At 30.5% G+C, this 15220-nt stretch carries 17 protein-coding genes; all 17 read left to right on the forward strand.

Going from position 1 to position 15220, the window contains the following annotated elements:
• Positions 1-4 precede the first annotated feature (4 nt).
• Positions 5-1537 (forward strand): bifunctional phosphoribosylaminoimidazolecarboxamide formyltransferase/IMP cyclohydrolase, encoded by a 1533-nt coding sequence (gene purH, locus JL105_RS02115; RefSeq protein ID WP_132025197.1) that lies wholly within the window; start codon positions 5-7, stop codon positions 1535-1537.
• Between the two features lie 24 nt (positions 1538-1561).
• Positions 1562-2818 (forward strand): phosphoribosylamine--glycine ligase, encoded by a 1257-nt coding sequence (purD, locus tag JL105_RS02120; protein WP_132025195.1) that lies wholly within the window; start codon positions 1562-1564, stop codon positions 2816-2818.
• A 94-nt stretch (positions 2819-2912) separates the two neighbouring features.
• Positions 2913-3503, forward strand: a complete 591-nt coding sequence (gene prxU / locus JL105_RS02130) for a thioredoxin-dependent peroxiredoxin (protein WP_132025193.1) — start codon at positions 2913-2915, stop codon at positions 3501-3503.
• A 145-nt stretch (positions 3504-3648) separates the two neighbouring features.
• Positions 3649-3831 carry a response regulator transcription factor gene (locus JL105_RS02135; RefSeq protein WP_202690572.1) on the forward strand — a complete coding sequence of 61 codons (183 nt, stop codon included), beginning with the start codon at positions 3649-3651 and terminating at the stop codon, positions 3829-3831.
• On the forward strand, positions 3831-3995 hold the full coding sequence (locus tag JL105_RS02140; RefSeq protein WP_202690641.1) for an ATP-binding protein: 165 nt from the start codon (positions 3831-3833) through the stop codon (positions 3993-3995). Before JL105_RS02135 ends, JL105_RS02140 begins: the two co-directional genes overlap by 1 nt.
• A 104-nt stretch (positions 3996-4099) precedes the next feature.
• The gene (locus JL105_RS02145; RefSeq protein WP_132025191.1) at positions 4100-4966 is read left to right on the forward strand and encodes an ABC transporter ATP-binding protein; all 867 of its coding nucleotides are present in this window, start codon (positions 4100-4102) and stop codon (positions 4964-4966) included.
• Entirely contained in the window at positions 4966-6189 is a 1224-nt protein-coding gene (locus tag JL105_RS02150; protein WP_132025189.1) for an ABC transporter permease, read from the forward strand. The genes JL105_RS02145 and JL105_RS02150 overlap by 1 nt, the downstream gene beginning before the upstream one ends.
• Before the next feature lie 4 nt (positions 6190-6193).
• Positions 6194-6964: a hypothetical protein gene (locus JL105_RS02155; RefSeq protein WP_202690573.1), complete on the forward strand. Its 771-nt coding sequence runs from the start codon at positions 6194-6196 to the stop codon at positions 6962-6964.
• An 11-nt stretch (positions 6965-6975) separates the two neighbouring features.
• Complete coding sequence (locus tag JL105_RS02160) at positions 6976-7308, forward strand: hypothetical protein (protein WP_202690574.1); 333 nt, start codon at positions 6976-6978, stop codon at positions 7306-7308.
• A gap of 133 nt (positions 7309-7441) precedes the next feature.
• Entirely contained in the window at positions 7442-9112 is a 1671-nt protein-coding gene (locus tag JL105_RS02165; protein ID WP_132025187.1) for a formate--tetrahydrofolate ligase, read from the forward strand.
• 83 nt (positions 9113-9195) lie between these two features.
• Positions 9196-9513 carry a YerC/YecD family TrpR-related protein gene (locus JL105_RS02170; RefSeq protein WP_132025185.1) on the forward strand — a complete coding sequence of 106 codons (318 nt, stop codon included), beginning with the start codon at positions 9196-9198 and terminating at the stop codon, positions 9511-9513.
• Between the two features lie 273 nt (positions 9514-9786).
• Positions 9787-10587 carry an adenosylmethionine decarboxylase gene (gene speD / locus JL105_RS02175; RefSeq protein ID WP_202690575.1) on the forward strand — a complete coding sequence of 267 codons (801 nt, stop codon included), beginning with the start codon at positions 9787-9789 and terminating at the stop codon, positions 10585-10587.
• Between the two features lie 16 nt (positions 10588-10603).
• A complete protein-coding gene (locus JL105_RS02180; RefSeq protein WP_132025181.1) occupies positions 10604-12058 on the forward strand; it encodes an aminotransferase class I/II-fold pyridoxal phosphate-dependent enzyme in 1455 nt (484 codons plus the stop codon).
• Between the two features lies 1 nt (position 12059).
• Positions 12060-12914, forward strand: a complete 855-nt coding sequence (speE, locus tag JL105_RS02185; protein ID WP_132025179.1) for a polyamine aminopropyltransferase — start codon at positions 12060-12062, stop codon at positions 12912-12914.
• On the forward strand, positions 12907-13764 hold the full coding sequence (gene speB, locus JL105_RS02190; RefSeq protein ID WP_132025638.1) for an agmatinase: 858 nt from the start codon (positions 12907-12909) through the stop codon (positions 13762-13764). The genes speE and speB overlap by 8 nt, the downstream gene beginning before the upstream one ends.
• A 213-nt stretch (positions 13765-13977) precedes the next feature.
• Positions 13978-14130 (forward strand): hypothetical protein, encoded by a 153-nt coding sequence (locus tag JL105_RS02195; RefSeq protein ID WP_158279954.1) that lies wholly within the window; start codon positions 13978-13980, stop codon positions 14128-14130.
• A gap of 83 nt (positions 14131-14213) precedes the next feature.
• A complete protein-coding gene (locus JL105_RS02200) occupies positions 14214-15089 on the forward strand; it encodes an MrcB family domain-containing protein (RefSeq protein ID WP_158279953.1) in 876 nt (291 codons plus the stop codon).
• Positions 15090-15220: the final 131 nt, after the last annotated feature.

The raw sequence follows: 15220 nt of genomic DNA on the forward strand, positions 1-15220 counted from the left end.
TAATGTGAAGAGGGCATTGATAAGTGTCTACAATAAAGAAGGGATTGTTTCATTTGCAAAGGAATTAAGTAGATTAGGATGGGAGATAATTTCCACAGGGGGTACGTATAAGGTATTAAATGAAAATGGAATAAATGTAATAGACATATCAGAAGTGACTAAATTTCCTGAAATACTAGATGGTAGAGTAAAAACTCTTCATCCTAATATTCATGGAGGAATTTTATATAAACGGGACAATATAGAACATGTAGATAAATTAAAGGAATTAAATATAGGTTCTATAGATATGGTAGTAAATAATTTATATCCGTTTGAAGAGACTGTAAAAAAGGAAGGGGTAAGTCATAAAGAGATAATAGAAAACATAGATATAGGTGGTCCTTCCATGATAAGGGCAGCAGCTAAAAATTATGAATATGTAACAGTGATAGTAGATCCTAATGACTATGAACGGGTATTAGATGAAATTCAACAAAATGGAGAAACTAGTTTAGAAACTAGAAGATATTTAGCTATGAAGGTTTTTCAACAGACAGCTTATTATGATTCTTTAATAGCAAACTATTTTAATAAAATGGAATCAGTAGAGTTTCCAGATATATTAACTTTAGCTTTTAAAGATAAACAAAATTTGCGCTATGGAGAAAATCCTCATCAAAAAGCAGCTTTTTATAAAGAAATAGATAAATTAGAAGGAACTGTTGCAGGGGCGATCAAACTTCATGGAAAGGAATTGTCTTTTAACAATATTAATGATAGTAATGGAGCTTTGGAAATACTAAAAGAATTTGATGAACCTACAGTAGTAGCAGTGAAACATGCTAATCCCTGTGGTATAGGTAGTGGTGAAAACCTATTAGAAGCTTATAAAAAAGCTTATGAGTGTGATACAATATCTATATTTGGTGGGATATTAGCAGCAAATAGGAAGATCGATGAAGAAGTAGCAAAGTTAATAAATGAAATATTCATAGAAGTAGTTATGGCTCCATCCTATACAAAGAAAGCATTGGCTATTTTAACTTCTAAGAAGAATATAAGAGTTCTTGAAGTTCCTGAAATAGAGAAAAAAGATTATAATTCTTATGATGTAAAAAAGGTTTTAGGCGGAATACTATTGCAAGAAAGAGATACAAAATTACTGGGAGAAGAACTTAAAGTAGTAACCAACAGAAAACCAACAGATAAAGAAATGGAAGATTTGTTGTTTGGATGGAAAGCGGTAAAAGGAGTTAAATCCAATGGGGTACTTTTAGTAAAAGATAAAGCTACTATAGGTATAGGTTTAGGAGAAGTAAATCGAATATGGGCTGTAGAAAATGCTATTGAAAGGGCAGGCGATAAGGCTAAATGTGCGGTATTAGCTTCTGATGGATTTTTCCCATTTAAGGATTCAGTTGAGGCTTTAGCAAAAGCAGGAGTTACTGCTATAATTCAACCAGGAGGTTCTATAAGAGATGAGGAATCTATAGAAGAAGCAAATAAGCACGATATAGCAATGGTGTTTACAGGCATAAGACATTTTAAACATTAATATTAAAGAAAAAGAGGTGATATAATGAAAGTATTGGTCATAGGTGGTGGTGGTAGGGAACATGCTTTATGTTGGAAAATATCACAAAGCAAAAGGGTATCAAAAATTTTTTGTGCTCCTGGAAATGGAGGTACAGATGAAATAGCAGAAAATGTGGACATAGGTGCTAATGAAATAGATAAATTAGTGGATTTTGCTTTAAAAGAATCTATAGATTTAACTGTAGTGGGTCCTGAGGAGCCTTTGGTAAAAGGCATAGTAGATAAGTTTAAAGCTAAGGGACTTCGTATATTTGGACCAAATGGTAAAGCTGCTCAACTAGAAGGAAGCAAGGTTTTTTCTAAACAGTTCATGGAAAAATATGGTATACATACAGCTAAGTACAAAGTTTATGATAATGTAGATAAAGCTATAGAAGGGTTGGATGAGTTTGATTATCCTGTTGTGATTAAAGCTGATGGACTATGCTTTGGAAAGGGTGTAATTATATGTAATACTAAAAATGAAGGAATAGAAGCTTTAAAGCATATTATGGTGGATAAGGCATTTGGCTCCCAAGGGAATACTATAGTATTAGAAGAATATTTAAAAGGCATTGAAGCTTCTTTATTATGTTTTGTTTCTGGAGGCAAATTATTTCCTATGGAATCAGCTAAGGATTATAAACGAATATTTGATGGGGATAAGGGGCCTAATACAGGAGGAGTAGGTTGTTTTTCTCCTAATCCTTTAATGAAGGATAAGGATTTACAAAGGGTTATAAGAAGAGAAATACTATTACATATAGAAAGGGGTTTGGAACAAGAACAAATTGATTATACTGGGATTCTTTACATAGGTTTGATGTTAACTAACGCAGGTCCTAAAATATTGGAATTTAACTGTAGGTTTGGAGATCCAGAAACGGAAGTGCTACTTCCACGACTTGAAACGGATATAATAAATATTTTTCAAAAAACAATAGATGGTAATCTAAGGGAAGAAGATTTAGTATGGACTAAAAAACCATGTATCACTGTAGTAGCTACATCAAAGGGATATCCAGGAAAATATGAAACAGGAAAAGAGATAAAAGGATTAGAGGATATAGATGAAGATATAATATTATTTCATAATGGAACCAAAAGAGTAGGAGATAAGTTATATACCGATGGTGGTAGAGTTATTTCAGTAACAGCATTAGGCGATACTTTAGAAGAAGCTAAAAACAAGGTTTATGATAATATAAGAAAGATTAATTTTGAGGGAATTTATTATAGAGAGGATATTGGTGAAATATAAAAAAAATCTATAGTCCTCCTTTGTTTATAGAAAAATTTTATGGGTAAATTATAATTAGCTCAATAAAAAATGAATAAACAAAGGAGGAATGAAGATGTTAGTTGGAAAACAAACACCTAATTTTAAAGCAAAAGCTTATCATAAAGGTAAAATAGTAGATGTTAATTTAGAAGATTATAGAGGTAAATGGGTAGTATTATGTTTTTATCCTGGAGATTTTACTTTTGTCTGACCTACAGAATTAACTCAAATAGCCGTTGGCTATGATACATTACAATCTTTAAATGTTGAAGTATTATCTGTATCAGTAGATAGTGTATATTCACACAAAGTATGGGATGAAACAGAATTATCTAAAATGGTAGATGGAGGAATACCTTATCCAATGGTATCTGATCCAGGTGGAAAGATTGGAAAATTATTTGATGTATATGATGAGGAAGAAGGAGTAAATGTTAGGGGTAGATTTATAATAGATCCAGATGGTATAATACAAGCTGCTGAAATACTAACACCACCTGTAGGAAGAAACCCAGAAGAACTATTAAGACAAATAAAAGCATATCAACATCATCAAAAAACAGGAGAAGTAATACCTTCTGGTTGGCATGAGGGAGATTCCACATTGAAACCATCACCTCAATTAGCTGGGAAGGTATGGGAAGTATGGAAACCAAAAAAATAAGGGACACATGTCCCTTATTTTTTTAGTTAAATTTAAAATTGCCTTTACTTGACACTATCTCAGCTTGTGGAATTATTTAAATAAAATATAGCGTATGATATAATATAAATTATCCACTAGGGAGAAATTAAAAGAAGGTGAGACTGTGGAGAAAATATTGATTATTGAAGATGATGCGGATATAAGAAATATTTTAAAAATCTATCTTGAAGGAGAATCTTATGAGGTTTGGGAAGCGGAAAATGGTGCTGAAGCTATGAAACAATTGGCTAAACAGCCTGATCTTGTTATTTTAGATTTAATGCTTCCAGTCAAGAGCTTGAATTAATATTTCAAAAATTTTATCGTAGGGATAAAGCAAGGGGTCAATCATCAGGTTCAGGATTGGGACTTGCAATTGCAAAAGAGATTGTTGAAAAACATGATGGGAAATTATATGCAGAAAGTGTAAATGGTCATACTACATTTATTATCAATTTGCCTAAATCTTAATAAAATCTTTATAAATTCTATATAAAGTATAAATAAACCTTTGTCAAATCATTGATATATTGATGATATGATAAAGGTTTATTTATTTTTAAGGAGGGTTCAATGTGGAATTAAGGATTGATAAAGTAACAAAACAATTTAAAGATTTAAAGGCTGTAAATAATGTTGACTTAAATTTCACTCAAGGTATATGGGGGCTTTTAGGACCTAATGGTGCTGGAAAAACAACATTGATGAGAATGATGGTAGGTAATTTAAAGCCTAGTAAAGGAGAAATCTATTTTGATGGTCATACAATTTCCAGTTTAGGTGATAAGTATTTGGATAGGATAGGGTATTTGCCTCAGCATTTTGGGTATGACAAGAATCAAAGTGTAGAAGATTTTCTACATTATATAGGATGTTTAAAGGGGATTGACAAAGTTACAAGGCATAAACGTATTGTGGATTTGCTGGAGCAATTTAATCTATCAGATGTAAAGCACAAAAAAATAGATAAACTCTCTGGTGGGATGAAAAGAAGAGTAGGTATTTGCCAGGCTATGCTCAATAATCCAGATATACTTATTGTTGATGAGCCAACAGCAGGACTAGATATTGAAGAAAGAAGAAGGTTTCGTCAGTATTTAGCAACAATAAGTAAAGAAAAAATTGTCATTCTTTCAACTCATATTGTGTCAGATGTTGAATTTATTGCAAACTATCTAATACTTATGGAAAGTGGGGAAATTATTGAAACAGGAGAAAGCAATACCTTAATCAATTCTATTGATGGCATGGTTTTTGAATCAGTTGTAAAAGATGAAGAAATGAATATTTTAGAACAGAAGTATCGTATTGTTAATTTTCACAATGAAGGAGATGGCAATGTAAGAATTCGATATATTGCAAATTCACCACTAAAAAATTCTAAACTTGTGAAACCTAATTTAAATGATTTCTATCTTTCAAAGATAAAGGGGGTGAAATAATGGATATATTTGTTTCTGAATTGAAACGTCAAATGAGAGCAAAGAGGTTCATATTATACATTTTAATTGCTATTATTCTTGGAGGATTATGGGCGTGGTTCATTATAGGTGGGCGAACAGAAGGGTTTATGATGACTGGATGCTACAAAGAGCTTAAAGGAATGGAGGCTATAGAAACTGCTGCAAAGGATAGAAATATATATGCAGGGGAAATGACTGTAGATAATTTTCAAAGAAGTTGTGAAGTATTTTTAGACTCAATAAAAGAAAAAGATGGTGAAAGCGATATTATAATGAATGATGAACTGTTGAAATTAGCAGTTTACGCTGATACTTTAATTATGCAAGATTATCGATTAAAAAAGATGTTTGGAGATGACAATCTTGATTCATGGTTTCCTAGAGACTTTGGTTCTCATTTTTATGAAAATGAAGAATTATATTATCAAAAATTAATTGATATAAATACAAAAAATCAGGCAGAAAAAGAGTTAGCTTTGAAAATGTGGAATGAAATAGAAAAGCCATATACATACTATGGTGGGTTTGAAGTATGGAGGGATGGCATTGAACATATTCAGTTATTTGGTTTTGTTTTATTAATAATGGTGGGGTTTTTTTCAAGTGGAATTATTGCAAAAGATAAGGAATGTGGCTTAGATGAGATAATATCTACAACAAGTGGAGGAAGAAGAAAGCTATTATTTGCAAAATTGTTTATTCCAATAATTATGGGATTGTTAATATATACTGTGGGAATGGGGACATATATTGGGATTTTGAAATACTATCTTCCAGCCAATGCTCTTAAAACATCAATCCAAGTATGTGGTGGAGCAACTATACTACCTTATAGCTTGGGTGATTTAATTGGCAAGATGACTCTATTTGGGACAATTGGAGTAGTTACAATTGCTGCATTTACTACTTTTATTTCATCCAAATCAAATAAGACTCAGGTAGTAATGAGCATTGCCGTGTTGATGATTATTAGTGGATTTTTATTGTGTTTGAAAGGAGTTTCAGATAATTCTTCAATAATGAAAACAATTAGTTGCATTCTTCCAGGTAGTGTGGCATTCGCAGGGCTTTGGTTTGGTATGGTACAAATAGTTTCTATCTTTGGGAAGGCAATGCTATTTTTTAATTTTCATTTATTTGTTAGCGTATTAGTATTTTTCATAAGTTTAATGATAACTTCATGGAATTATGTTAGGAGGTAGAAAGATGCTACTTTTAGAAATGAAACGCCGTTTATGTACAAAATATGTATTGTTTTCTTTATTGGGTATTATAATTATAACTATAGGTTTAAATTTAATTATAGTAAGTGACCAAAAAGATATTAGCCTTAGCCTACAAGAAGAAGCTATATATGAGGGTGATATTAAAGAAGAAAATCTTCTTCTAGCGTTAAAGAAGGTTCGGGATGAAAAGTCAGAAGATTTTCGTTATAAATCACAGGTGCTTATTATTAGTGGGCTTGTTAATAATTATCCTGGAGTTTTATATACAGAAGATAGAATTGAAGATTATCCTGATGAGTATGCAGCGGAGTTTTATCAATGCTGGAGAAATAAATTTGAGTTTTTAATAGAAAACAAGCTTCCAATAGAGGAACAGAAAACTGCATTAGACAAACTCAATGAAGTAAAGACTCCCTTTGTTCGATATCCTGGATACTATCTTTATTATACTGCTCTTGACAATATACAGGTGATTTTTATAATCATTTTATTTTTAGTTACTTTTTTTGCCTCAGGAACCTATTCAGAAAGCTTTGAGGATGGAAGTATGGAAATTATAAAAACTACAAAAGCTTATAAAAAGAATATGCTGATTAGGATTCTACCAGTTATACTTTATGGAATTTTGCTGACACTAATTGCCACCTTTGTAACAATAGGGATGACAAGTTCTGTCATAGGATTTAAAGCATTGAAGAGTAGTTTCAAGATGATTAGTTTATTTTCTTTTCTTTTGGAAACTTCTCTATAGGGCAAGGTATTATGATTATGGTATTGGCGGAGATTATTGGGATACTTGCTTTGGCAACTTTGATGGGATATGTTTCTTTCAAAACAAAGAAAACAACTGTAGCTATTGGTATGGGAGTTAGCTTGAGTGTATTTTATATGATAGGGAGTAAATTTGTTTCACTTCCGGCTGTAAAATATTTATTAAATGCAATTCCTATGGCGAGTTCAGATGTATTGCAAAGCATGACTGGTTTCTCTATTAGCCTTGGGAATTGGGAACCATATTCAATAATGTTGGAAAATTCAATTGTATTTATAGTATTCACCATAGCATTAGTTTTTGATATTAAATTTAAAGCATGACATAACTTCATTTAAAATGACAAACTATTTTTAAAAATCTTATTTATTTTATATAATATATAATGCTATTTAATGATATAATTAGAATGTAGTTAACTCTAAAATAAATATTAGATGAGAAGGAGGAATAATTTTGAAGACAGATGTTCAAATTGCTCAGGAAGCAAAGATGTTACCTATCACTGAAGTAGCAAAAAAGCTAGAGTTAAAAGAAGACGATTTAATACAATATGGTAAATATAAAGCGAAGATTAAACTAGATGTGCTTAAAAAATTACAAGATAAAAAAGAAGGTAAATTAGTTTTAGTAACAGCAATAAATCCAACTCCTGCTGGGGAAGGTAAAACAACTATTAATATAGGTCTTTCTATGGGTCTAAATAAAATAGGTAAAACTGCCATAACAACCCTTAGAGAACCATCCCTTGGACCAAGTTTTGGTATAAAAGGTGGAGCTGCAGGCGGTGGATATTCACAGGTAGTGCCAATGGAGGATATAAATCTTCACTTTACTGGAGATTTTCATGCAATAACTACTGCACACAATTTAATAGCTGCTTTATTAGATAATCACATGCATCAAGGTAATGAATTAAATATAGATCCTAGAAGAGTTGTGTGGAAAAGGGTACTAGATATGAATGATAGAGCATTGAGGAACATTGTAATTGGGCTTGGTGGAAGAACAAATGGTGTGCCAAGAGAAGATGGATTTGATATAACTGCCGCTTCAGAAATAATGGCAATTTTTTGTTTATCAAAGGATTTAGAGGACTTTAAAAAAAGAATTGGTGAGATTGTGGTAGCTTATAGATACGATGGTAGTCCTGTATATGCTAAAGATTTAAATGCAGAAGGTGCGGTTGCGGTACTTATGAAGGATGCAATTCAACCAAATCTTGTGCAAACATTGGAAAATACTCCTGCATTAATTCATGGTGGACCTTTTGCTAATATTGCTCATGGTTGTAACTCTTTATTAGCAACAAAAATAGCTTTAAAACTAGCAGATTATACTGTAACAGAGGCAGGATTTGGTGCAGATTTAGGAGCAGAAAAATTTTTTGATATTAAATGTAGATTTGGCAACTTGAAACCAGATGCAGCAGTAATAGTAGCTACAGTAAGAGCATTAAAGTATAATGGAGGAGTTAGTAAAGATAAATTAGGAGATGAAAATTTAGAAGCATTAAAAGAAGGATTTGCAAATTTAGAAAAACATATAGAAAATATAAATAAATTTGGAGTTCCTGCTGTGGTAGCTATTAATAAATTCCCAACAGATACTGAAAAAGAATTAAATTATGTTCTTGAAAGATGTAAAGAATTAGGCGTAGAAGCAGTATTATCAGAAGTTTGGGCAAAAGGTGGAGAAGGGGGTATTGAATTAGCTGAAGCTGTAGTAAAGGTATGTGAAACTAAAGAGTCTAATTTTGTTCCATTATATGATGTAGAAGATTCTATAAAAGATAAAATTGAAAAAATAGCTAAGGAAATTTATGGTGCAGATGCAGTAGATTACACTAAAGCTTGTGAAAAGCAAATAGCTAATATTGAAAAATTAGGATTTGATAAGATGCCAATATGTATGGCAAAAACTCAATATTCTTTAACAGATGATCCAACGATATTAGGTAGACCAAAAGGATTTAGAATTACTGTAAGAGATATAAAGGTATCTAAAGGAGCTGGGTTCTTAGTTGCATTAACTGGCAATATAATGACTATGCCAGGTCTTCCAAAAGTTCCTGCTGCGAATAATATAGATATATTAGAGAATGGAGAGATAGTAGGTTTATTTTAGAACAAGAGAAGTCTGGTAGGTTAATTCCTCCAGACTTTTTATAAAATTTATGCTTGACGTTAAATTATGTAGGAGGGATTTTAGTGGCAGAATATGAATCTAAATTGAAAAGTGAACAAATAGATGATTTTTTTGAAGCCGTATTACAGTTAGAAACCATAGAGGAATGTTATCGCTTTTTTGAGGATATATGCACTATAAAGGAAATTCAATCTATAGCACAAAGGTTGGAAGTTGCTAAATTACTAACGTTAAATAAGACATATAATGAAATAGAAGAGGAAACAGGGGCTAGTACTGCTACCATAAGTAGAATCAATAGAGCATTAAATTATGGAGCAGGTGGATATAAAATTATATTAGAAAAACTAGGATATATAGAAGAAAACAATGAGAAATAACTGAAGAGTATAGGTATATACAATTATTTAATTTGTATAGGAGATTATGTAAGGATTATAAAAGAATTTTATATATGTTATTAAATAAAATACTAGGTGAAGTTTCATCTAGTATTTTATTATATGTGATTGAATAAATTTTTAAATTAAAAGGGAAAACTAAATTTATTATAATTTAATTGTTTAAATTTTAAAATTAATAAATATTGTTTTTTTGTAAAATATATGCTAGAATAAATCAAAATTATTAATAGGGAAGGTGGGATTTTAGGATTGAAAGAAAAATTAACATTATATGGGTTTAACAATTTAACAAAAACTCTTAGCTTTAATATATATGACATTTGCTATGCTAAAAGTGAGAAAGAACAAAAAGGCTATATAGAATATATTGATGAGCAATACAATTCTGAAAGATTAACGAATATTTTGTGTAATGTAACAGAGATGATTGGTGCCCATATACTTAATATTGCTAAGCAAGACTATGAGCCACAAGGAGCTTCTGTTACTATTCTTATTACTGAAGAAGCTTTACCTGTTCATTTAATAGATAAATCCTGCAATATTGGAGATATTTTAGCTAAAAGAGATTCTGTTGTAGGGCATTTGGATAAAAGTCATGTGACGGTGCACACCTACCCTGAATACCATCCAGATAATGCTATATCAACCTTTAGAGTTGATATAGATGTATCAACCTGTGGTACCATATCTCCCCTTAATGCGTTAAATTATCTAATAGGGAGTTTTGATTCAGATATTATTACAATTGACTATAGAGTTCGAGGTTTTACTAGGGATGTAAAGGGTAAAAAATATTTTATAGATCATGATATTAGTTCAATTCAAGATTATATAGACAAGGATACACTTGAAAAATATGATGCTATAGATGTAAATGTTTATCAATCAAATATATTTCATACAAAAATGTTAATTAAAGAAATAGAGCTTCAAGATTATTTGTTTAATAAGGATGTGCACGAATTTTCACCAAAGCAGAGGCTTGAGATTATAAATAGTCTTAGAAGAGAGATGATTGAAATATTTAGTGGTATGAATATTTATTAGTTATGAGGTGTTAATAATGAATAATATTTCACAACAAAGAGCACCTATATTTGAAGCCCTCAAAAAATATAAAGAAGATAGAATAGTTAGATTTGATGTACCAGGGCATAAAGGGGGAAGGGGCAATAAAGAATTAACGAATTTTTTAGGACAGGATTGTCTTTCGGCTGATGTAAACTCTATGAAGCCTCTAGACAATTTAAGTCATCCTACATCAGTTATTAGGGAGGCAGAAAAAATTGCTTCAGAAGCTTTTGGTGCAAAGAATACTTTTTTCATAGTCAATGGGACTACAGCTGCAGTGCAAGCTATGATAATGTCTACTTGTAAAGCAGGAGATAAAATTATAATGCCTAGAAATGTACACAGAAGTGCAATTAATGCACTAGTAATATGTGGAGCAATCCCAGTTTATGTAGATCCTGGAGTTGATAAAGAATTAGGTATTTCTTTAGGAATGCGTTTTTCTGATGTAGAAGAAGCAATTTTAAAAAACAAAGATGCTAAAGCAGTATTGGTTAATAATCCAACCTATTATGGAATATGTTCCAATTTAAAAAGAATTGTAGAAGTGGCTCATGAAAACAATATGTTGGTATTAGTAGATGAAGCCCATGGAACTCATTTTTATTTTGGGGAAAATATGCCTATATCTGCAATGAAAGCAGGTGCAGATATGGCTGCAGTTAGTATACACAAAACTGGAGGGTCTTTAACTCAAAGTTCATTTTTATTATGCGGAGAAAATGTAAATTCTAATTATGTTAGGCAAATAATAAATTTAACGCAAACTACTAGTGCCTCTTATTTATTATTGGTATCCCTTGATTTAGCAAGAAAGAATTTAAGTATTAATGGAAAAGAAATATTTAAGAAAACTGTAAATTTAGCTGAATATGCTAGGGAAGAGATAAATAATCTAGGGGGATATAATGCTTTTTCAAAAGAACTTATAGACGGGGATAGGGTATTTGACTTTGATGAAACTAAACTATCTATAAATACATTGAATATAGGTTTAGCTGGTATAGAAGTATATGATATATTAAGGGATGAATATGGTATTCAAATAGAATTTGGTGATATAGGTAATATACTTGCCATTATATCTGCTGGAGATAGAATATTAGAGATAGAAAGATTAATATCTGCCTTGTCTGAAATAAAAAGACTTTATTCAAAAGATAAAGCTGGAATGCTTGAATCTGAATATATAAATCCAGAAGTTGTTTTACCTCCTCAAAAGGCATTTTATAGCAATAAAAAACCTATGCCTTTAGATAGCAACAGTATAGGAGAAATTTCTACAGAATTTATTATGGCTTATCCTCCAGGTATCCCAATTTTAGCTCCAGGAGAGAGGATTACACAAGATGTGTTGGATTATATATATTATGCAAAAGAAAAAGGTTCCTTATTAACAGGAACTCAAGATATGAATATAGAAAATATTTATGTGGTGGAGGGATAAAATGGAACTTTGGTATACTGAAGAGCACACAGAGGATGTTCGGTTTTCAATAAAGGTAGATAAAGTATTATATAGTGGTGAAAGTGAATTTCAAAGGATAGATGTTTTTTATTCAAAGGAATTTGGAAAAATTTTAACATTAGATGGGCTTATGATGTTAACAGAAAAAGATGAATTTATTTACCATGATATGATAGTTCATGTACCTATGGCTACAAATCCAAATATAGAAAGGGTATTAGTTATAGGGGGCGGAGATGGAGGTACTGTTCGTGAACTAACTCGATATCAAACCATTAAAAAAATAGATATGGTTGAAATAGACGAAGAAGTGGTGAAAATTTGTAAAACTTATATTCCACAAACTGCAGGTAAATTAGATGATTTAAGGGTACAAATATTCTTTGAAGATGGATTGAAGTTTGTACGTAAGCAAAAAGATGAATATGATTTAATAATAGTAGACTCTACAGATCCTTTTGGTCCAGGTGAAGGTTTGTTTACTAAGGAATTTTATGGGAATTGTTACAAAGCATTAAAGGAAAATGGTATTCTAGTGAATCAACATGAAAGCCCTTATTATTCTAATTATGCAAATTCAATGATAAGAGCCCATAGAAGAATAAAGGAGTTTTTCCCTATATGTAAAGTATATCAAGCTCATATTCCTACTTATCCATCAGGTCATTGGCTATTTGGATTTGCATCTAAAACTTTTGATCCTATTGAGGATTTAGAAGAAAATAAGTGGAATAGTTTAGGTTTGAAAACAAAATACTATAATACGGAACTTCATAAAGGTAGTTTTGCTATTCCTAATTATGTTAAGGAGCTGTTGGACAGTGAATATGAATAGAAATATTCAAACATTTATTGGTTGTGATGATGAATATGAAGAAAGTGAAATAGTTATATTTGGTGCACCTTTTGATGGTACCACATCCTACAGACCAGGAACTAGATTTGCTAGTTCCCATATGAGAAATGAAAGTTATGGAATAGAAACCTATAGTCCCTACTTAGATTTGGATTTAACGGATTTTAAAATATTTGATGGAGGAGATTTAGAACTACCTTTTGGAAATACTGAAAGAGTAATTGGAATAATTGAAGATTATGTAGCAAAGCTAATAGAAGATAATAAAATTCCATTTATGATAGGAGGAGAACATCTAGTAACATTAGGAGCAGTAAGGTCTATATCTAAATATTATCCCAAACTTCATATAATCCATTTTGATGCCCATATGGATTTAAGAGATGAATATATAGGAGAAAAGTTATCTCATGGAACAGTTATGAGAAGATGCTGGGAAATTGTTGGTGATAATAAAATATTTCAGTTTGGAATAAGAAGTGGAGATAGAACTGAGTTTTATTGGAGTAAAGGGCATCTTTATACGAATAAATTTAATTTTGAAGGGATTGAAAAATTAGAAGAAGAACTAAAAGATAAACCAATATATCTAACCATAGATTTAGATGTATTAGATCCTTCTGAATTTCCAGCTACAGGAACACCAGAAGCAGGTGGGGTTTCATTTAAGGAATTATTATTTGCAATTAATAAGCTTTCTAAATTAAATATAGTGGGACTGGATATTGTAGAATTATCACCACCTTATGATTTAAGTGGGATCTCTACAGCTTTAGCTTGTAAATTAGTGCGAGAGTTGTTACTGATATTAAATTTAAATAAAATATAGAATTGTAACTATAGTGGATGGCAAATTGAAATTTATGCCATCATTTTTTGTTATATTAAATAATATTTTTGAAAGCATACACTGTATTTTTAGATTTGGTTTTGGAATTTAGTAATTTTTGTGTTTTTTAAGAGGGTTTTTGGAAATTTTATAGAATCTACTATATACTATATAATATAGTATTAAGAAAATATTATGACAAGGGCGGATATTATGTTAGATAATAATACAATATGTAAAATAAAGGAAATGCCTTACAATTACCATAAATTATTTTTGATAATTGGTCAAAGCAATAGTGGTAAAACTAACTATTTAAAAGAGTTATCCAATAAATTTGGTAGTAATATTATTAATTTAAATTAGTTATTGTGTAATATAGTAAAGACTACGGCTACAAAAATATAATTTTTGTTATTGGTAGTGGAATAAATAATGGAGATGATATTGTGTCCTTGAAGGAAATATTTATAGATATTATGGACAATTACATTCAAGAAAAGATGAATTTTTCCTGTGGTAAAGAAAGTAGAATTTACAATTTAATTAACTATACAGTTGTAGATTATTTAAATGGAATATTTAAAAGAGAAGATATTAAGATAGAAGGGTCCTGTGGACGTGGATATTGGACTTACCATCCTTGGATTGCACTTTTTAATAAAAATATTACCACTAGTGCTCAGGAAGGGGTTTACATAGTTTATTTATTTTCTAAGGATATGGAAAGAGTATATTTAACTCTTAACCAGGGAAGTACCAGTATAGAAAATAAATACAAAGGTAAGCGAAATAAAGCTCAAAGAGTAAAAGAAGAATTAATGTATATAAGGAATCAAATAAGGAGCCAAATAGACTCTAGAGGGTTTTTAACAAATAATAATTTGATTATAGGTAACGAAAATTATGAAGTTGGCAGTATTTTTTATAAAATGTATTCTAAAGAAGAATTAAAAAATGATTTAATTAGTGAGGAAGAGTTAATAGAAGATTTAAAGAATATGTTAATTATTTATGATGAGTATTATAATAAATTTGTAACCACTAAATATAATACAGAAGAAGGAAAACAAATGGAAAAGTTTAGAGAAAAACTTACAGTTAAAGAACAGTTATCAAATACTTATAAATATATATTATCTAAAGGATATTTCTATACATATGAGGATTTATGTAACTTTTATTTATCATTGAAGACAAAGCCTTTTGTTATTCTAGCAGGTATCAGCGGTACTGGTAAGTCAAAACTAATACGTTTATTTGCAGAAGCTTTAAATTGTTCTGATAGATTTTATACTATTCCTGTTAAGCCAGAGTTAGTGTAAAATAATTGTAGGAAAAAACACAAAAAAGAATAGCCCCATATGTTATGATAGAAGTGTCAAAAACAAAAATCATAATAAAGGAGGCTATTCTTATAAATACAATTATACACGAAATTATAGAAAAAATCACT

The sequence above is a fragment of the Keratinibaculum paraultunense genome, assembly GCF_016767175.1.
GTDB lineage: Bacteria > Bacillota > Clostridia > Tissierellales > Tepidimicrobiaceae > Keratinibaculum > Keratinibaculum paraultunense.

Excerpts from the sequence above, each read along its gene's own strand:
- JL105_RS02180 (WP_132025181.1), top strand. The coding sequence starts at position 10,604 with ATGAATAATATTTCACAACAAAGAGCACCTATATTTGAAGCCCTCAAA.
- purD (WP_132025195.1), top strand. The coding sequence starts at position 1,562 with ATGAAAGTATTGGTCATAGGTGGTGGTGGTAGGGAACATGCTTTATGT.
- speB (WP_132025638.1), top strand. The coding sequence starts at position 12,907 with ATGAATAGAAATATTCAAACATTTATTGGTTGTGATGATGAATATGAA.
- speE (WP_132025179.1), top strand. The coding sequence starts at position 12,060 with ATGGAACTTTGGTATACTGAAGAGCACACAGAGGATGTTCGGTTTTCA.
- JL105_RS02150 (WP_132025189.1), top strand. The coding sequence starts at position 4,966 with ATGGATATATTTGTTTCTGAATTGAAACGTCAAATGAGAGCAAAGAGG.
- JL105_RS02195 (WP_158279954.1), top strand. The coding sequence starts at position 13,978 with ATGTTAGATAATAATACAATATGTAAAATAAAGGAAATGCCTTACAAT.
- JL105_RS02155 (WP_202690573.1), top strand. The coding sequence starts at position 6,194 with ATGCTACTTTTAGAAATGAAACGCCGTTTATGTACAAAATATGTATTG.
- JL105_RS02160 (WP_202690574.1), top strand. The coding sequence starts at position 6,976 with ATGATTATGGTATTGGCGGAGATTATTGGGATACTTGCTTTGGCAACT.